Annotated in this window: 12 protein-coding genes; 6 read left to right on the top strand and 6 right to left on the bottom strand. The window is 71.4% G+C overall.

Annotated features, from left to right (window positions below; translation table 11 throughout):
* The 4 genes from traB to D7X74_RS26410 form a co-directional block, all read right to left on the bottom strand.
* Positions 1-1,542 (bottom strand): outer membrane exchange protein TraB (gene traB, locus D7X74_RS26425; protein ID WP_147446685.1); only part of this gene is annotated, 1,542 nt, incomplete at its 3' end.
* Positions 1,539-3,707 carry an outer membrane exchange protein TraA family protein gene (gene traA, locus D7X74_RS26420; RefSeq protein WP_233602262.1) on the bottom strand — a complete coding sequence of 723 codons (2,169 nt, stop codon included), beginning with the start codon at positions 3,705-3,707 and terminating at the stop codon, positions 1,539-1,541. The genes traA and traB, both read right to left, overlap by 4 nt.
* A gap of 180 nt (positions 3,708-3,887) precedes the next feature.
* Positions 3,888-4,952, bottom strand: coding sequence for a hypothetical protein (locus D7X74_RS26415; RefSeq protein WP_120535770.1), 1,065 nt, complete (start codon positions 4,950-4,952; stop codon positions 3,888-3,890).
* Between the two features lie 87 nt (positions 4,953-5,039).
* Positions 5,040-6,785 carry a GTPase gene (locus tag D7X74_RS26410; RefSeq protein ID WP_120535772.1) on the bottom strand — a complete coding sequence of 582 codons (1,746 nt, stop codon included), beginning with the start codon at positions 6,783-6,785 and terminating at the stop codon, positions 5,040-5,042.
* 110 nt (positions 6,786-6,895) lie between these two features.
* Here D7X74_RS26410 and D7X74_RS26405 point away from each other — a divergent pair, with 110 nt between their 5' ends.
* Positions 6,896-8,266 carry a thioredoxin family protein gene (locus D7X74_RS26405; protein WP_120535769.1) on the top strand — a complete coding sequence of 457 codons (1,371 nt, stop codon included), beginning with the start codon at positions 6,896-6,898 and terminating at the stop codon, positions 8,264-8,266.
* A gap of 3 nt (positions 8,267-8,269) precedes the next feature.
* On the opposite strand, the gene D7X74_RS26400 is transcribed toward D7X74_RS26405, so the two are convergent.
* Positions 8,270-9,445 carry a metallophosphoesterase gene (locus D7X74_RS26400; protein WP_120535768.1) on the bottom strand — a complete coding sequence of 392 codons (1,176 nt, stop codon included), beginning with the start codon at positions 9,443-9,445 and terminating at the stop codon, positions 8,270-8,272.
* 57 nt (positions 9,446-9,502) lie between these two features.
* Entirely contained in the window at positions 9,503-10,627 is a 1,125-nt protein-coding gene (locus D7X74_RS26395) for a LuxR family transcriptional regulator (protein WP_120535767.1), read from the bottom strand.
* A 401-nt stretch (positions 10,628-11,028) separates the two neighbouring features.
* Here D7X74_RS26395 and D7X74_RS26390 point away from each other — a divergent pair, with 401 nt between their 5' ends.
* The 5 genes from D7X74_RS26390 to D7X74_RS26370 all read left to right on the top strand — a co-directional run.
* Positions 11,029-12,201: an amino acid deaminase/aldolase gene (locus D7X74_RS26390; RefSeq protein ID WP_120535766.1), complete on the top strand. Its 1,173-nt coding sequence runs from the start codon at positions 11,029-11,031 to the stop codon at positions 12,199-12,201.
* 4 nt (positions 12,202-12,205) lie between these two features.
* Positions 12,206-13,567: a D-arabinono-1,4-lactone oxidase gene (locus tag D7X74_RS26385; RefSeq protein WP_120535765.1), complete on the top strand. Its 1,362-nt coding sequence runs from the start codon at positions 12,206-12,208 to the stop codon at positions 13,565-13,567.
* Between the two features lie 184 nt (positions 13,568-13,751).
* Positions 13,752-14,714: a hypothetical protein gene (locus D7X74_RS44395; RefSeq protein ID WP_233602261.1), complete on the top strand. Its 963-nt coding sequence runs from the start codon at positions 13,752-13,754 to the stop codon at positions 14,712-14,714.
* A 35-nt stretch (positions 14,715-14,749) separates the two neighbouring features.
* Positions 14,750-17,569: a DUF4105 domain-containing protein gene (locus D7X74_RS26375; RefSeq protein WP_120535764.1), complete on the top strand. Its 2,820-nt coding sequence runs from the start codon at positions 14,750-14,752 to the stop codon at positions 17,567-17,569.
* Positions 17,570-18,317: 748 nt separating this feature from the next.
* Positions 18,318-18,721, top strand: a 404-nt coding sequence (locus tag D7X74_RS26370; RefSeq protein ID WP_120535763.1) for a hypothetical protein, incomplete at its 3' end; no start/stop codon positions are given.

Here is an 18,721-nt window from a genome sequence, read left to right as displayed (position 1 = left end):
GGGCGGGCGGGGGCCGTCGACAGGCGGTTGGATGGTGAACTCGACGCGGCGGTTGAGGGCCATGCCCTCTTCCGAGGCGTTGTCGGCCACGGGCTTGCTGCGCCCGAAGCCCTGCGAGCACACGCGCTCCGCGGCGACACCGCTCTCGATGAGGAAGCGCTTCACGCTGGCGGCGCGGCGCTTGGACAGCTCCAGGTTGTAGCTGTCGCTGGCGCGCGAGTCGGTGTGGCCCTCGATGAGGATGCGGTCGAGCTTCGGGTTCACTTCCATCACCCGCGCCACCTCTTCCAGCACGGGGAAGGACTCGGACAGGATGACGTCCTGGTCGGTGGCGAAGTTCACCTGCTCCAGGATGACGATTTTATTGCCCACGGTGCGTGCGAGCGGGCAGCCGTCCTTGCCGCGCGTGCCAGCGGGCACGTCCGGGCACTTGTCGATCCGGTCCACCACGCCATCGCTGTCGCCGTCGGAGTCCGGGCAGCCGCCGTTCTCCACCGGGCCCGCCACGGTGGGGCAGCGGTCCTTCTCGCCAATGACGGAGTCGCCGTCCGGATCCACGGGCGGCGGCGGCGGCTCGGGCGGCTCCTTGAAGCGCTCGATGGCCTCCCACTCGCGCGTCTTGGCGGGCACCCAGATGATGGACGTGAAGAAGCTCAGGTTCGGGGACGCCAGCGAACAGCCACAGCCCAGGCCGCCGCCGAAGGTGAAGGTGATGCCGGTGGAGCTGTACCAACGCAGGCCGATGAGCAGCTCGGCGGGAATCTGCCGGGGCTGGTCGGGCTCCTTCTCCAGGCCCACCGCGCCGTTCACCATGCCGAGCAGGGTGATGCCGCTGCCGCGCAGGAGGGGCACTTCCGTGCCCAGGCCGAAGGGCGCCATGTCGCCCATGTTCACGCCGCTGAAGATGCGGTCTGGCCGCTTCCAGAAGCCGCCGTTGAGGGCCAGCAGGATGCCGGATTCAAAGCGGTAGTCGACGACGAGGCCCGGCGCATAGGTGAGCTCACCGTCGCCCGCGAAGGCCTCCTGCACGCCGGTGGGAAAGCTGACGTTGAAGGTGAGCGCGCTGCCCCAGCCGTGCCCTTCCGCGGAGCGGCGCAGGCCGGGCAGGGCCACCTTGCCGGTGAGGCGCAGGTCGCCGAGCGCGAAGCTCTCCACGGGACCTTCGGTGCCGATGACCTCCAGGTTCTGGCCGCCCTGGAGCATGACGAGCGGCATGTCCACGCCCACTTCGGCCCAGTCGAAGAGGCCCACGGTGGCCATGACATCCAACTGGAGCCGGTTGCCCACGAGGCTGATGGAGCCCAGGTCTCCGTCCTTGGGGACGAGGGAGAGCGGGTTGATGGAGTAGCTGAAGTAGGGCCCGGCGGAGACGGACAGGTGGGACAGGGGCCGGGACTGGGTGACCATCACCAGGTCCTGCGGCGCGCCGGACGGACGGAACAGCTGGAGGTTGAAGCGCGCATCCGGCGCGGCGCTGGCGGCGGTGGACAGCGACAGGGCCAACAGCAGCGAAGGGAGGAGCGGCGTGCGGGAAGGCTTCATCGGACGCGGCGGGCGGAGCGCAGGAAGAGGAAGCCCAGGGCGAGGGTGACGAGGATGGCGGTGCTGCCGGTGGGCGTGTCCTCGGCGGTGGTGCCGCAGCAGAAGGCGCCGCCCTGCGGTTCGGTGCCGGGCTTGCGGCGGCCGCGTTCGCACTGGAGGGTTTCGGCCGAGCAGAACTCGACGCCCAGGCAGTCGCCGCTGTCGGCGCAGGACTCGCTGCAGGTGCTGGAGGCGAGGTCGCAGGTGCCGCCGCAGGGGCAGTGGGCATCCGCGAAGCACTCGACGCACGCGGCGCCGTCGCACACGAGGCCTTCCGCGCACGTCATGGCGCAGGCGCCGGTGTTGGAGCAGGTGCGCGTGGTGGGGTCGCAGGTGCCGCTGCCGCAGTCGGAGTCGTTGACGCAGCCCACGCAGACGCTGTTCTGCACGGAGCCGTCCGTGAGGCAGAGCGGGGTGGCGTCACCGCAGGCACCGCAGCGGCTGCCGCAGCGCTCGTCGGTGGTGCAGGCGCTGCACTCACCGCTCAGGCAGAACTGGCCGTCGCCGCATTCGAGGTCGGTGCGGCACTGGACGCAGACCTCGCCGTCGAGACAGAAGGGGCGCTCACCGGGGCACTTTGAGCAGCCGGGGCCGCAGCGGTCGGCGGTGTTGCATTCGGGGACGGCGTCGACGCAGGCGCCGTTCACGGTGTCGCAGCGCTGGCCGTTGGAACACTGGCTGTCGGTGGTGCACTCGACGCAGGACGGCGGGGCGCCGGGCGTGGGCGCGGCGCACTGGGTGCCGTTGGGGCAGCAGTTGCAGGAGTTGCCGGCGCAGGCGTCGTTGGCGTCACAGAGGACGCAGACGTGGTTGGAGCACTGCTCGCCCCGGGCGCAGTCGGTGTCCTGGTTACATTCAGAGCAGGTGTTCGAGGTGGGGTCGCAGACCTGTCCGTTGGGGCAGTTCTCGTCGCCGGTGCACTGGACGCAGGTGAAGGTGGGCTCGTCGCAGACCTGACCGGAGCCGCACTGGGCATCGTTGACGCAGCCCTTGCAGGAGTTGTCGGTCAGGTCGCAGCGGCCGGTGGGGCAGTCCGCGTTGTCGTTGCATCCGCGGCAGAAGTTGTCGGTCAGGTCACAGCGCCCGTTGGGGCACTGGGAGTCCTCCGTGCACTGGACGCAGGCCGTCTGGCCGTTGAGGTTCGCGCAGTAGGGCGTGGACAGGCCGCACGGGGAGCAGCTCGCGCCACAGAAGAGGGCGGAGTCGCAGGGCGCGCAGAGCGCGGCGGAGTTGCAGTAGTAGTACGGACCGCAGGTGCTGTTGTTCTGAGCGTTCGCGTCGTTGCGGTTGCACTGCTCGCACTGGTTGAGATTGCCCGGGTAGGACGGGCGCCCGTTCTCCGACTGGTAGAACTGGGCGGGCTGGACCAGGGAGAAGCCGGAGCTGGAGAGAGGGACGACCGGAGGCTGGTTCGCGGGCTCGTCGAAATCCGTGAACGTTCCATCCAGGACCGCGAACTCCAGGGCTGCGTGCTCCACGATCTGAACGTAGATCAACTCGACCGGATAGAGCCCTGACTGGGTGAAGGTGACGGAGTTGGTGGTGCGCCTTGTCGCCGCACCGAGTTCCGGTGGGCGGATGATGACGTTGTAGCGGGCGTTGCTCCGGTCGAAGATGACCAGGCTGATTGCGTCGTCGGCGTAGAAGCCGAAGTGCAGGACGCGCCCGAGCATGTCCGGCGTGACGTTCAGGTAGCCGCGGAAGCGCGAGACGAACCGGACCGTCGGCGTGTTGTAGTGGAACCCACAACCACCGATGGGACAGCCTGTCACCACGTTCACGAAGTCGCCGTAGCTGAGCGTGCGACCGTCATTCAAGTTGTTCGACAGGTCGAACGCGGAGCGCAGCACGGAGGTCTGCCGCGTCGCGCGGTTCTCCTCCATGTATGTGTTCAGGTCGCCCGTGTAGTTCGTCTGGCTCTGCGGATACTCACTCACGGCCCGCGTCCACACGTTGGACGCCATGCAGAGCCCCGTGCCGACCTCGCTATTCGGGGACGGGGCGACCGGTGCTCCGGTCACCACCACATCCGGCAGCTTCTGGGCCACGGCAGGCGCGCTCGCGAGGCACACAGCGAGCAGGGACAGCGCGGCACACGCGCGGAAGGGCAGGGGGGAGGGTCGCACGGCGGCGGGCAGCCTTTCAGATTTGCTTGACGTTCTCAACTTCCTTTCCCACGTCACACATCCCGGCGCTCGGATGCGACCTCCAGGGTCCTCCGCTCGTCGGACGACGTCCGTCAGGGGCGAAATCAAACTCAGTCCGTACAGCAAGCAAAACTGGAAATCGTTGCGGTGCCGAACGCGTCACGCGCGACGGCACGCGACATCGCCATCCTGCGAGCGGATGAAGGCCGCGGCCAGCTCTCCGCCCAGGGCCGCGCACAGCACCTCGAAGGTCCGTCGCCGCGCGCCACCGAAGAAGGCCGGTTGCCGGGCGAGCGTCTCCGGGTGACGCACGAAGACGTTGTACCCGAGGATGCACCCGTCCGCGCGCAGCACGGTGATGCCGTCGGTGGCCATCATGCCGCGCAAGAGCTGCGCGCTCGCCCGCACCGCAGACGCGGCGCTGCCATCCGGCGTCGCGTGGTGCCGGTCCAGCAGCGCCACCACGTCCATGGGCCGGGGCAACAGGATGCCATCCACGAAGAGCGCCGAACCCGCGCGCTCCCGGGGCAGCACCGCCACCAGCGTGCCGTGCGAGGACTGCATCACCTCGAACATCACCCGCCGGAAGAAACCCCGGGCGTGCTCGCGGCTGGAGGGCAGGACCTGTTCGGTCACCGCGCTGGCCAGCGAGTCCAGTACCACCGAGGGCGGCTCCAGGTCGACTCTCGCACCGGACAGGTACACGTGCCGGACCAGTCCGCCGCCCGCGCGCAGCTCGATGATGTTGTCCGCGAGCTGCAACACGCCAACCACGCGCACGCCCCGGTCCTGCGCATGCCGCAGGCGCTCCAGCGGCGTCTCCGCGAGCGGGAACGGATCCGTCCGGAAGATGCCGTAGGTGAGGCCCTCCGGCTCGCGCAGCAGGTACAGCGCCCACCAGCGCCCCTGGCCCAGCGGCGCGCACTGCTTGAGGGCCCGCTGGATGGTGGCGCGGTTGCGCGGTCCCGAACCGATGGGGATGGGGTCGTGCCCGCCCAGCAGCTCCAGCATCGCGCCCAGGTCGTCGCCCAGGAACGCGGTGGGGAACAGGAGCGCGCCCTCCTCGCGGTAGCGCGACAGCGTCACCAGCAGCTCGCTGAGTGCGTCCGCCGTCAGCGGGCACGTCATGTCCGCCTCGTCGAGGAACGCCCCGACGGACTCGGTCAGCAGGTGGCGGAACGACAGGATGAGGGGAGAACCCGCCTCCGGGCCCGGACCGGTCATGGCGGATCCAGCATGACGCATCGGTGGCGGCGTGGCACGAAGTCTTCCCTCCGCCCGCAAGGCCGCAGGGTGTCCGGAAGCGGCCGTCTACTCCGTCGCCGCCCGCGCCGCCTCCAGCGTGGCCGCGGTGCGCAGCCATCCGTCGGCCTGGGCATCCAGGTGGGACAGCAGGTCCGTGAAGAAGCGCGTCTCCATCGCCTGTGCCAGCGTGGCCCCGTGGGCATCCGCCCACTTGCGCGTCACCGTCGCGCGCACCTGGGCCCCCAGCAGGTCCACGAAGCGCTCCAGGAGCGGCGTGGACAGGAGCGTTCCCGCCCACACCACCGCGTCATGTCCCAGCCCGCCGGTGGCCACCGTCACCACCGCCGCCGCCCCCGACGGCACCGAGTACACCAGCGTGGTGAGCGTCTGGAGCATCTCCTCGCGCATGCCGCCCTGCAGCTCGCGGCCCACCAGCTCGCGACAGAAGTCATACAGCGTCGCCCGGTCCGCGGCGTGCGCATGCAGCGCGCCCAGCTCCAGCGGCGCATCCAGCCGGCCGAGCATCGCGGGCCCGAAGGCCTCCGCCAGCTTCTGCTTCGTCTCCGCGTCGCCGCGCCACGCGGCCACCTCCGGCGCGAAGGCGTCCACCAGCCGCCGCAGCCCGTCCTTCAGCGAGTCATCCACCGCCTGGGTGGGCAGCGCCTCGTGGGGCCGGGGGCCGGTGAAGGACTCGCGCACCTTGCGGGTCACGAACGTGAGCGCCGTGGCCAGTCCCCGGAACGGCAGCCGCACCATCCGGTGGAAGGTGCTGCGCGCGTCCAGCTCATCGCGGAACGCATCCACGAGCACGTCCGCGGGCACGGCCTTCAACGCGGCCTGCGCGCCAATGCCCCGCAGGTCATGCCGCAGCCGTTGCCGCAGCCGCTCCGGCTCCCGCGCCGCGCGGGTCGCCGCCCGGGCCACCGCGTCCAGCTCCGCGCGCGCATCCGACAGCGATGCCTCCAGCGCCCGGGCCTTCAGCTCGCGTGCGTGCTCCGCCTGTCCCAGCAGCGCGGCGAGCGGGGGCCGCCCATCCAGCGGTTCGGTGGCGAGCGGCTTCAGTCCCGCCTCCACGTCCGGCTGGTGCGGCGCCAGGTAGCGCGCGAGCGGCGGGTGGCCCACGTCCTGGGCCAGCTTCTCCAGGTGGCCCCGGGCCACGTCCTCGCGCGTGGCCTCGTTGTAGACGAGCAGGTACGGCCGCCCGTGGCCCACGGCCGCGCGCAGGAAGTCCACCAGCGCCGCGTTCTGGTACGTCTGCCGGCTCACCACGAACACCAGCACGTCCACCGTGACGAGCAGCGCTTCGGCCCGCTCGCGGTTGTCGCGGTACACGCTGTCGAAGTCCGGCGTGTCCATCACCAGCAGCCCGCGCGGCACCGCGTCCGCCAGCACCAGGTACAGCCGGCCCGCGGGCCCGGGCGCATCCACCGGTGCCACCGTGCCCTCCACCACCGGGACGATGTCGTAGCGCTGGGTGAGCACGTCCTTCAGGTCGCCCGTCCACGTCTCCGGGTTCGCCGCGGCCAGGCACTGCTTGGTCAGTCCGCCCTCGGGGCGCGCGGGGGACAGGGACGCCTTCGCCAGCGCGTTGAAGAGCGTGGACTTCCCGACGTTGTTGGGCCCGGCGATGGCCACGAGGAGCAGCGGCACGTCCTCCGTACCGGAGCCCAGGCGGGGCAACAGGTCGCGGCGCAGGCGTTCGGCCAGCCGGCGGGCCAGGTCGGCGTCGGTGCCTTCCGGAAACAGCTCCGAGGCGGGCAGGGCATCCAGGGCGGACGCGAGGGCGGTGCGCAGGGCGCGAGGGTCCTTCATGGGCATAGGGGCCCGCGCAAGACAGCACGCGCGCGCGTCGGTGCCCAGAGATGTGTGCGAGCACTGTCCACCGGGGACACCCCCTCCACCGCGCTGGTAGGGTGCGCCGCATGCGCTCACTCCTCGCCTGCCTGCTTCTGTCGGGGTCCATCGCCTGCACGGCCACGCACGCCAACGCGCCCGTGGCCGACGCGCACGCGCAAGGCCCGCTGCCCTTCATCCCGGACGACTACGCCCGCGCGCTCGCTGACGCGAAGGCGAAGGGCGTGCCCCTGTTCGTCGACACGTGGGCGCCCTGGTGCCACACCTGTCGCTCCATGCGCGCCTACGTCTTCACCGACAAGGCCCTGGCGAAGCACGCGGAGCGCTTCGTGTGGCTGGAGCTCAACACCGACCTGACCCAGAACGCGACGTTCCAGGAGAAGTACCCGGTGGAGTTCTGGCCCACCTTCTTCATCATCGATCCGCGCGAGGAGAAGGCCCTGCTGCGCTTCGCCGGCAGCGCCACGGTGCCCCAGTTGGAGCGCCTCTTCGAGGACGGCGAACTCGCGTACAAGGGCGGCGCCACGGGCGCGGACGCACTGCTCGCCCGGGGCGACGCGCTCTACGGTGAGCGCAAGCCCGCGGAGGCCGCCGAGGCCCTGTCGCTCGCGCTCGCGGAGGCCCCCGCCGACTGGTCCCGCCGGGGCCGCGCGCTGGAGTCGCTGCTGATGGCCCAATACGGCGCGAAGCAGTACGTGCCGTGTGCCCAGAAGGCCGTGGCGGAGCTGCCGAAGGTGCAGCGCTCGCTCAACCTGGCCAACGGGGTCCTCAACGGTCTCACCTGCGCGCTGGCCATTCCGCAGGGCACGCCTGAGGCCGCCGACCTGCGCCACGCGCTGGAGGCGAAGGCGCGCGAGGTGCTCGCGCCGCCCTCCATCGCGATGGAGGCGGATGACCGCTCCGGCCTGTACGAGGTGCTGGTGGAGGCGCGCAAGGCCGACCAGGACACCGCGGGCGCGAAGAAGGTGGCGGAGGAGTGGCTCGCGTTCCTGGAGGGCGAGGCTGCGAAGGCGCCGAACCCCGAGGCGCGCACCGTGTTCGATTCGCACCGCATGCTCGCGGCGATGACGCTGGAGCAGCCGCAGCGGGCCATCCCCGCGCTGGAGCAGAGCGAGCGCGACCTGCCGAAGGACTACAACCCGCCCGCGCGGCTCGCGACGCTGTACCGCCTGTCGGGGCGGCTGGATGACGCGCTCGCCGCGAACGACCGGGCCCTGGCGCGGGTGCAGGGGGCACGGAGGCTGTCCGTCCTCTCCGGCCGCGCGGACATCTACGTGGCCCGCAAGGACACCGCGTCCGCGACGAAGACGCTGGAGGAGGCACTCACCTTCGCGAAGACGCTGCCCGCAGCTCAGGTGTCGCCGCGTCAGGTCGAAGGGCTGGAGAAGAAGCTCGCCGGCCTCAAGACGCCGGCCGCATCCCCTGGCGCGGCGCCGTAGCCCTCACGTCAGGCCATCCCCCTTCGCGCGGGCCGTGTGAACCGGCACCGCGCGCCGGGCCTCCAGGTCGAACAGGTCGAAGTCCTCCGCCCGGCCCTCTCGCATGGCGCCATCCGTGAAGACCATCACCGCTTCACCTGGACCCGTCGTGGGAGGCGGGCCGTGCGCGTAGTCCACGCGCGTCCCATCCGTCGTCAGGTGGCGCAGCACACCGTCGCGCACGGGACCCGGGGACACCAACTCCCGGACCCGCTTGTCGCGCGTGTGGCCCACCACCTGGGTCAATCCCAGGGGCAGCCGCCGCGGATCAAACCGCCGACGGGGCGTTCCTCGCACGCGCTCCGCATCCTCCGCCTGGAGGCTGGGCCGCTGGTAGAAGATGCCCGTTCCCTCGCCCGACGTCGCGTTGCCCGGATGGTGCAGCCCTGGCAGCACCAGCGGCCCGCCCGTCCATGCCGCCACCGCCCGGTCCATCACGCCGTTGAGCGCGTCCGCCATCGCGTGCGCATCCGCCCATCGCCCGGACTCGAGCCCCACCACGTCCAGGTCCTCACGCGTGACGCCCGCGTGCAACACCAGCAATGACGCCCCCGCCGCATGCGCCACGCGGAACCGCCGCGCCCGCAGCAGGTGCTCCACCCACGCGCGCTGCTCCTCGTTCCAGGCGCTGAAGTCCCGCGCCACCAGCTCCACCGTGGGCAGTCCCGGCCAGCGCGCGATGAAGTCGCGTTCGGCCGCCGCGTCCGTGTCGTCCCCCCGGTAGAGCCGGTCCGCCTCCACCTGCGCGGCGTGGAAGGTCGCATCGGTGAAGTCCGCCAGCTCCCCCACGCGCCCCAGGTCGTGGTTGCCCAGCAGCAGCACCGCTTGATCCGCCGGATGCGACGCGAGCCACGCCACCAACCGCAGGCCGCTCCGGGCCACGTGCTCGCGCTCGGACGCGGGACCCCAGTCGAAGTGGTCGCCCACGGACACCAGGCACACGTCCGGGCGCAGCCCTCCGTCCTCACCCAGCAGCCCGTGCAGCGAGAGAATGGACATCACCCGCTCGAAGTCCGCCTGCGGGTCTCCCATCGCCACGTGCCGCGTGCGGCGGCGTCCATCCGCGGGCGTCGCATGCGGGCCCTTCGCCACGGCCGCGTCGGCCCGAGCCAACGCCTTCTTGAGCAGCGCTTCGTCCATCCCCTCATCCTACGCACGCCTCGCGCGGCGCCCCACCCACCCCGGAGGGGCTTCGCGTCAGGACTGGAAGAAGCGCGAGATGAGCGCGGAGCGGCTCTCCACCTGGGCCTTGTTCAAGAGGTGCGTGACGTGCACCTCCACCGTGCGCTCGGCGCAGCCCAGGTGCAGGGCGATGGCCTTGTTCGTCTCCCCCTGCACCACATGCTCCAACACCTGCGCCTCGCGCGCGGTGAGCCCCCAGCGCTGGGTCAGCACCGGCAGCTTCGCGGTCGGCTCGATGGAGGGCGGGCCCGGATCCAGCACCAGGTAGTGGTCCGGCAGCCCTGGCGTGCGCAGCGGCCCGGAGGAGAACAGGGGCCCCGTGCCCGGAGGACTCCGGATGCAGTCGCGCACCTGCACCGTCACGCCCTGGACGTCCTGCTCCAATCGGGCCTGGCCCGCCTTGTTCGTGTGCATCACCCGGCCGCTGAACGTGACGACCCACGCGGGCCGCCCCAACACCTCCAACGCAGCCCCCAGCGCCGGACCCAGGAGCCCCGCCTCCCGCAACCTCCGGTCCATGGCCATCCGCCGCTGGATGGCCGGCGTCAGCGCGTGGAGCAGCTGCTGCTCCCGCTCCGTGAAGGGCTCGGGCCGGAAGGCCCCCAGCCAGCCGAGCATCGTCTCGCCCTCGCACACCAGCACCCGCAACTGGGCCATGTGCTCCAACCCCAGACGCCGGTAGAGGCCCATCGCGTGGACGGCGAGCTGGGTCCGGGCCTGCTCCCACTCCGCCTCGCTCAATCCCAGCCGCTCCCACAGCGTGCCGTTCCCGGCCAGGGGCAGGGCCCGCAGCGTCTCCGTCAGCCCCAGCGCGGAGAAGCGCATCGGCTGGTTGCGCTGGGCCGGCGGCGGGCGCGCCGGGTCGAAGTAGCCAAAGTGGCTCCCCGCCGGCGGCAGCGACGCGTCGAACACCTCCGTCAGCACCGGGGGCGGTTCGGAGAAGCCCACGCCATGGACGAAGGCCGTGTGGTAGCGGTCAGGACCTACGTCCACACCGTAGGCCGCCGTCCGCTCCGCGCGCAGGGCGTCCCGGAGGGCCACGAGGACCGTGGGAAGGGCCTCGGAGCCGGGTTCCACCACCCCCAGCAGGCCCTCCAACTCACGTAGGAGGCGTTGGTCCTCGGAAATCAAATCAATCACGATTTCCTTAGTATATCCGTTGGAGGCAATTGGAAGACTTGTGAGGTCGGAAGTGGAATCCACAGTCGTTCCTTCTGTCCAGGTGAGAAGTCATTCCGGTCACCCCGAGTCGTTTGGGACTCGCGTGATTTCCTCAATAGAAATGGCTTTCGGCGGGGGGCACGATGCCGCTCCGTGCCCTTCCGGGGGGGTGGGCCGACCTGGAGTCGAAGAATCCGTGTGTGCGCGCGCCGGCGTCCCCCCAGGGATGTCCGGCGCGCTGCCCCTTTTTCCGACGACGTCCTCCGTGGCCCGGGTTCCTGTCCGACACCCCACGCATCCGGTGCCATGGGGCCTCGCGCCGTGACGTGGCGCGGCGATGATGGCCGCTCGCCCAAAGCCCTGACATGGGAGGTCCTGACATGACGCGTGACCATGCCTATTACGCCCGGGCGCTGGAGGGGCGGCGGTTGCCGGTGGCCTTCGCGGATGTGGACCTGCTGGGTGAGAACGCGGCGGCGCTGGTGCAGCGCGCGGGCGGCCTGCCGGTGCGCCTGGCCACGAAGTCGGTGCGGTGCGTGGCGCTGCTGCGGCGGGTGCTCGACGGGCATCCCGGCTTCCAGGGCCTCATGTGCTTCAGCGCCGATGAGGCCGTGCGGCTGCGCGAGCGCGGCTTTACGGACCTGCTCATGGGCTACCCCATCGTGGATCCGGAGGCCCTGGCGGAGCTGTGCCGTGCGCCCGCGCCGGTGACGCTGATGGTGGACTGCCAGGAGCACGTGGCGCTCGCGGCCCGGGCGGCGCGGCGTCAGGGCACGCGAGTCCCCCTGTGCCTGGACGTGGACCTGTCGGTGGACCTGCCGGGGCTGCGCTTCGGGGTGCACCGCTCCCCGGTGCGCACGTCCGAGGACGCGTTGGCGGTGGCGCGGGGCATCGCGGCGGAAGGGGACGTCTTCCTCGCGGGCGTCATGGGCTACGAGGCGCAGCTCGCGGGCGTGCCGGACGCGGCGCCGCACGCGCGGGCGAAGAACCTGGCCATCCGCGCGCTCAAGCGGGCCTCGGTCGGTCCGGTGCGCACGCGAAGGCAGTCGGTGGTGGCGGCGCTGAAGGACGCGGGCTTCCCGGTGCGCTTCGTGAACGGCGGCGGCACCGGCAGCCTGGAGACCACGCGCGAGGACACGAGCGTCACCGAACTCACGGCGGGCAGCGGCCTGTATTCCCCCGCGCTCTTCGACGGCTATCGCGGCTTCCACCACCTGCCCGCGGTGGCGTTCGCCATCCCCGTCACGCGCCGTCCCGGCCCGGGCATTTTCACGCTGCAGGGCGGTGGCTACGTGGCCTCCGGCGCGGCGGGCGCGGACAAGCTGCCCGTGCCCTACCTGCCCGAGGGCGCGAAGCTGCTGCCCCTGGAGGGTGCGGGCGAGGTGCAGACGCCCATCGCGTACGCGGGGCCGGTGCCCCTGCCGCTGGGCGCGCCCGTGTTCTTCCGGCACGCGAAGGCGGGCGAAATCTGCGAGCACTTCCGCACGCTCCTGCTCATCTCCGAGGGCCGCGTGGTGGACGAAGTCCCGACCTACCGGGGCGACTGGGGATGACGGCATGGCGTCCGTGACGGCGAAGACGAAGACGTGGCGCAACTGGTCCGGCGCGGTGGTGGCCCACCCGTCGGAGTTCCTCCAACCGGACTCGGTGGACGCGCTGAAGGCCGCGCTCCGCGACGCGGGAGGGAGGGGCCGCACCGTGCGGGTGGTGGGCAGCGGCCACTCGTTCCCGCCGCTGTGCGCGACGGACGAGACGATGGTGTCGCTCGGCGCCCTGTCCGGGGTGGAGGCGGTGGACGCCTCCGCGCGCGAGGCCACCGTGTGGGCCGGCACGAACCTGCGCGAGCTGGGAACGCTGCTCGCGTCGCACGGCCTGGCGATGGAGAACCTGGGCGACATCAACAAGCAATCGCTCGGGGGCGCGCTGGGCACGGGCACGCACGGCACGGGCGTGGGACTGGGCATCCTCTCCACGCAGGCGAAGGCCATCACGCTCGTCACCGCCAGCGGCGAGGAGGTGACGGGTTCGGAGGACAAGGCGCCGGAATTGCTCCAGGCGGCCCGCGTGTCGCTGGGGGCGCTGGGCGTGGTGACGCGCGTGCGACTGCGGCTCTTGCCCGCGTACCGGCTGCGGCTGACGCGGCGGAACCTGGGGCTGGAGGAGTGTCTCTCCGGCCTGGATGAAGCGCGCTCGCGCCACCGGCACTACGAGTTCTTCTGGTTCCCCCACTCGGACCGGGTGATGACGAAGGCGATGGACCTCACGGACGAGGCCCCGCACGGGGTGGGCGTGGGGCGCTGGCTCAACGAGATGGTGATGGAGAACGCCGTTTTTGGCGCGGTGAGCCGCGCGTGCCGGATGAACCCCGCGTGGTGCGCGCCGGTGAGCCGGCTGTCGGCGAAGCTGGCGTCGGAGGGGGTGCTGGCGGGGCAGAGCCACACGTTGTTCGCCACGCCGCGCCTCGTGCGCTTCCAGGAGATGGAGTACGGCGTGCCGGTGGAGCGGGGTCCGGACTGCCTGCGCGAGCTGTCTGAATACATCACGCGCGAGAAGCTGCCCGTGCACTTCCCGGTGGAGTACCGCTTCGTGCGCGGGGACGACGTGTTCCTGAGTCCGGCGCACGGCGGGGACCGGGCGTTCATCGCGGTGCACCAGTACCAGGGCATGCCCCTGGAGCCGTACTTCTCCGGCGCGGAGGCCATCTTCCGCAACCACGGCGGCCGGCCGCACTGGGGCAAGCTGCACACGCAGACGGCGGCGACGTTGAAACACCTGTATCCGCGCTGGGACGACTTCCAGCGGGTGCGCGAGCAACTGGACCCGGAGGGACGGTTCCTCAATCCCTATCTGCGACGTCTCTTCGTGGAGGAGCGGCCCGCACGTGCGCGGAGTGAATCCGAGAACGCACGGCTCGCGTAGCACCGGCGCGCCTGACGCGCACGGGCGCGAAATCCGCGACGCACCCTGATACATCCGTTTCGCGCCTGACGCGCGAGGTCATCCTCCAAGCCGCTGATAATGCACCCGTCCCCAGCCGGCATGCGGTTGGCTAGGGATGGGCCGCGCAGGACGCGGTGATGACCTCCGAGGGGGATGGATGCGGATGGAGCGTTCGTGGAAACGCGTGGTGATGGTGTCGATGTTGATGCTCGCGGTGGGCTGTCGCACGCCTGTCGGAGGCCTCAGGGCCGCGGGGGCGTCGGACTCGGGCAACTCCAGCGCGGGGGATGCGAGCAAGTCGGACTCGGGCAACTCCAGCCAGGGGGATTCGAGCAAGTCCGACTCGGGCAACTCCAGCGGCGGAGACTCGAGCCGGTCCGGGTCCAGTGGCGATTCGAGCGAGTCGGGGACGGGGGACTCCAGCGGCGGGGATTCGAGCCGGTCCGAGTCCAGCGGCACCAGTGAGCAAGGGTCGAGCCACTCGGACTCCAGTGACTCCAGCGACTCCACCGACTCGGACTCGGGCAACTCCAGCGAGTCGGATTCGGGCAGCTCCCGCGAGGGCCACGCCAGCCACTCGGAGTCGAGCGAGGGCAGCAACTCGGACACCAGCAAGTCGAGCCAGGCGGACCAGGGCGAGGACTCCAGCTCGCGGAGCGGGAGCAGCAACGAGCGGGGAAACCAGCTGCTGAGCACCGCCGCGGTGGCCCTGACGGTGCTGGGCCTGGGCGTCGTCATCTGGCAGGTGCAGGAGCACTCGGAGCGGCGCAAGGGGTTCAAGCCCTCACCGAGTGAGGTGGGGCGCGCGGCCCAGGTGTACTTGCGCGCGCGCACGTACCAGCTTCGCGAGGACCTGGCCCTGGGCGCGGGCCCGACGGTGGAGGACCTGGCCCAGGCGGCGCGCATCCGCCGTGAGAACCTGGATGTCTTTGGCCGGCTGCTGCGCTCGCACCGCCAGGAGCTGCTGGCGCTGGCGGAGGCGAAGGCCCTGACGCCCGACCGGGCCCGCGAGTGGCTGGAGCGGGTGGGGGAGCTGGCGCGCACCGAACCGCGGCTCGAAGAAGACCGTCAGGCGTTCCTCCTGCGGCAGGAAGGGGAGGCCCCGGCGGCCGAGGTCACCCGTTGAGGCCCCGCGAAGCGCGGGGGGCGTCCGTGCTGTGGATGGGCCTGGTGGTCCTGTTGACGCTGCCCGTCGGAGCCAGGGCCCAGGAGCCGTCACAGGCCGCCAACGAAGCGCCGGACGCGGAGCTGAACCTGCCGTCCCGCGTGGCCGCGCTGGAGGCCACCACGGGCATCACCTTGCGCGACGCCGCGGCGCGGGATGCCGGGCTGATCTCCGACGTGGAAGCGGGCCTCGCCGCCCTGCCTCCCGCGATGCGCCGTCCTCCCGGAGGCCGTCTGGAGTTCGTGCTCCATCCGGAGCCCGCGCCGCTGGGCCTGGGCGACGGCTCCGAGGCCCGTCCCGACTGGTCCGGGGACCGCGAGCAGTTCCACCTCTACCGCTACGCCCCCACGCAGGAGCGCCGCGCCACCCTGCGCCTGTCACGCCTCACGGAAGTGGAGGCCGAACACCTGTGGCGCCGCCGGGCCGTGGTGCACGCCGTGATGCAGCGCTGGGACGACGCGAAGCGCTGGAGCCGGCGTCGGCAGTGGCGCCGGCTGGACGGGTGGATCCTCCCCTTCGAGCGGCCCCTGACGTGGAAGGAATCCGCGAGCATCACCTACGCCGGAGCCTTCAGCCGCGCGCGAGGCCAGGTCAGCGCCTCGCTGGACCTCGTCACCTTCGCGGAAGAACTCTTCATCCCCGCCGAGTCCCTGCGCGCGGACGCGCTGCCCGTGGATGATCAGGTGCGCTGCCAGGAGCTGTCCAAGGCGCGCGCCCTGTCGGAGTTCCTCGCGCAAGCGCACCTGGGCGACCTGCCCGGACGCGGTGACTGCCCGGCCTTCGACGCCTGGGCGGAGGCGGACGCGCTGTCCCACCTGGAGGTCCTGCTGGTCGCGGCCACGGGCCGGCAGCCCCAATCCCTCTTCGGCCACATCCTCCTGCGTCCGGTGTGGCGCGAGGGCACCGTGGTGCAGGGCCCCGGCTTCGAGCGCGTGGTGCAACTGGTGGCCCTCACCGGCCTGGAGTCGAAGGGCCTGGGCTACCTGGTGAAGGGCATGACGGGTGGCTACAGCACCGTCTTCCTCACCGGCACCCTGGGCGCCATCGCCCACGAATCGCTGGAGCTGGAGCAGCGCACCATCCGCCGCTTCCGGTTGAACCTCACGCCCGGCGAAGCCCGGCGCATGCTGGAGCGCACCTGGGAACTCGAGCGGCGCGGCTACCTGGGCTACTACTTCTTCACCGACAACTGCGCCGCCGCGCTCCTCTTCCTCCTCAACGGAGCGCTGGAGGACGACCGTCACGTGCGAGCCCCCGGCACGCTGTGGGTGCTGCCCACCGCCACGCTGGACACGCTGGCGAAGACCGAAGTGGTGGACGCGAACGGACGCGCGGTGTCGCTCCTGGAGCACGTCCCGGACGCCTTTGAATCCACCGGCGACCGCGCCCGACGCGCCCTCACGGAACAGGAGCAGCTCCTCACGAAGCTCGCCACCCTGCTTCCATCTCAGGCCCTCGCGCCCCTGCGCGGCGTGCACCGCCTCCTCCAGTCCGCCGAACCCGACATGCGCCGCGACGGTTACGAACACCTGACGCACGCGGTGACGACGGCGCTGGACTCCGCCCGCCCTACGTCACGCGCGGAGGTGCGCGAAGCCCTGCACGCGTACGTCGCGCACGCGGTGCGAGTGGAGCGCGCGGCGGTGGACCGGGCGGAAGCGGAGAAGCTGACCATCGACCGCGAGCGCCTCCTCGCACTCGACCTGAAGGAGGGCAAGGCCGCCGATGGCGCGCTCGACCGGCAGCGCCTCTTCGAGCGCGAGGATGGCCTGCAGCGAAAGCTCGCGGTGCTGGACCGCACGGCGGTGCTCCAGCAGGCGCTGGACGCGGCCACCAAGCGCCCGCCCACGCCGGAGGAACTCAAGGCCCTGGTGCGCGCGGAACGCACCGAGGCCGCCTTCGCCGCCGCCACCGACGCGCAGGGCCTGCTCAACGACGGACCGCTGGCGGACGTGGATCCGCGCGCGTTCCTCGCCCGGGACCAAGCGCGCAAGACGGAAGGGGAGGCCACCTGGGCTCGGGGCGCCCTGCGCGAATCCGGCGCGTCCCGCACGGTGGTGAGCGCGGGCATGGACTTCCCGGGCGTGGGGGACGCCAGGCCCGTGGTGAGCCTGCGCACCTCCGCGATGAACGAAGCGCTGGGGGACGCGCGGCTGCATGGCTTCCAGTCCAGCAGCGAGCTGCGCGTGCTGGACGGGGAACTCTCCGTGGAGCCGCGCTGGGGCGTGCCGCGCATCCTCGGCTCGCGCCTGACGCTGGTGGGCTACCGCACGCTGCTTCCGGAGCTGCCCCAGCAGCAACGCTCGGTCTCGGACGCACTGGGCTGGGGCGCGGAGGCGGGGATGTCCACGGACTCCGAACGCCTGCTGCCCTACCGGATGTCGGTGCAGGCGGAGGCGCTGGGCGTGGTGGCGTCGTCGGAGCGCTTCGACACCTTCCTCGCGGTGGGCCTGGGCGCGCGGGCGACCATGGACTGGAGCGCGTTCCAGAACGCTCCCGCCGTGGGCCCCCGTCTGTCGTTGTCCCACCGCGCGGGCCTGCCCGGACCGGGCGGAAGCGCGCTGCGGTTGGAGGCCGCGTACGTGCCCGCGTGGCGCGCGGGCACCACGTCAGGCTTCACGCACGAGGCGGACGCGACGCTCCAGGTGGAGTGGTACCTGGGGCGCGTCGCCCATTGGAGCGTGCTGCTCACTCCCCGCGCACAGGTCCACTGGGAGGGACGACTCGCGTCGTGGTCAGGTCCCGCGAATAATCGTGCGAGCCTTCCGGAAGGATGGGCGCGACGTCGCCTTGCGCTAGGAGTGGAGCTCCGCTGACGCGCGGGACGGTGATGACGGGGACCTCGCCGCTGAAGATGGGCCGGCTGGCGGCACCGGAGATGGCGCCCACGAACACCCCGATGGCGTGCAGGACGCTCCACGTCGTGAAGCCCAGTCCGGAGAAGATGCGCACGCTGCCCACGCCGAAGACGTAGAAGAGCGTGTAGAGCACGCCGGGCACCACGATGGCCGTGGCGAGCGCGGCCCCCAGCGCACGGCGCGGCTTGCCCGCGTGGAAGCCGCCAAACACGCCCGCCAGCATGCCGTTGACCAGCGGCGCGAAGAAGGTGGCGAGGCTGATGAGCACCATCGTCACCACGCTCACCTTGAACCGGTTGTGCTTCCAATCAATGTGGCTGTGCACCACCCGGGTGTTCGCCGGGTGGCTCTCATACTCCAGCGTCTCGTTGGGCAGCGGCGGCAGGCGATGCGAGGGACTCTGGCGTTCAGGGGCGTCCGTATAGGTCTCATCCATGGGGCGTTGGCCTCCGTGCGGGCGGGGGAAGGACGGTGCCCGGACAGGGTTTGAGATGGTGCTGGAAGCGGGCAGGTGGAAGGGCTGACGGCTCCTCCGGACCCCGAGAGGAAGGGCGCCCGCCGCGCCTGCCCGCCGGGAATTTCCCCAACGCGGCGTGGGGTGGCTGCCGCACGCGGGGGCCGTGACGCATCGGAGACTTGGCGCCCGGCGGCTGGCGGCTATGCTGCCGCGCCTCTGCCGTACCGCTTCCCAGCCTGGATGGACCCCATGAGCCTTCGCCGCAACCTGCTGACCGTCGCCCTCCTCTCCACCGCGCTGCTGTCGGCGTGCTCGCTCTCGCTGCGCCCGCGCTACAAGGACCTGATCCAGACGGCGGGCACCACCACGCAGCTCACCGAGGATCAGCTCGTGGTCCTGCGCGTGGTGGACTCACAGACGGGGCAGCCGGTGAAGGGCGCCAAGGTGGGCGGCGGTGAGTTCCGCAACCGCCTCAGCGCCATCAGCGACGAGAACGGCGAGGTGACCCTCAAGGTCAACCAGGCCCTGCTGACCGAGAACCCCCTGGTGGAGGTCGTGCTGCCCAAGGGCGTGCGCCACTACAAGCTCCAGGTGGTGCCCTCCGGTGAGTCCCCCGCCCCCGGAGGCGAGCCGGTCGTCGCCCCGCCCAGCAT

The organism is Corallococcus sp. CA047B (assembly GCF_003612065.1).
In the GTDB taxonomy this organism is placed as follows: Bacteria; Myxococcota; Myxococcia; order Myxococcales; family Myxococcaceae; genus Corallococcus; species Corallococcus praedator.
The sequence above is the reverse complement of the archived record's forward strand: the minus strand, read 5'-3'. Positions and strand labels throughout refer to the sequence as shown.

What these genes read in the sequence shown, in the direction of transcription:
- D7X74_RS26390 (WP_120535766.1), top strand. Translation starts at nt 11,029, where the DNA reads ATGACGCGTGACCATGCCTATTACGCCCGGGCGCTGGAGGGGCGGCGG.
- D7X74_RS26415 (WP_120535770.1), bottom strand. Translation starts at nt 4,952, where the DNA reads ATGACCGGTCCGGGCCCGGAGGCGGGTTCTCCCCTCATCCTGTCGTTC.
- D7X74_RS26375 (WP_120535764.1), top strand. Translation starts at nt 14,750, where the DNA reads ATGGGCCTGGTGGTCCTGTTGACGCTGCCCGTCGGAGCCAGGGCCCAG.
- D7X74_RS26405 (WP_120535769.1), top strand. Translation starts at nt 6,896, where the DNA reads ATGCGCTCACTCCTCGCCTGCCTGCTTCTGTCGGGGTCCATCGCCTGC.
- D7X74_RS26400 (WP_120535768.1), bottom strand. Translation starts at nt 9,445, where the DNA reads ATGGACGAAGCGCTGCTCAAGAAGGCGTTGGCTCGGGCCGACGCGGCC.
- D7X74_RS26385 (WP_120535765.1), top strand. Translation starts at nt 12,206, where the DNA reads ATGGCGTCCGTGACGGCGAAGACGAAGACGTGGCGCAACTGGTCCGGC.
- D7X74_RS26410 (WP_120535772.1), bottom strand. Translation starts at nt 6,785, where the DNA reads ATGAAGGACCCTCGCGCCCTGCGCACCGCCCTCGCGTCCGCCCTGGAT.
- D7X74_RS44395 (WP_233602261.1), top strand. Translation starts at nt 13,752, where the DNA reads ATGGAGCGTTCGTGGAAACGCGTGGTGATGGTGTCGATGTTGATGCTC.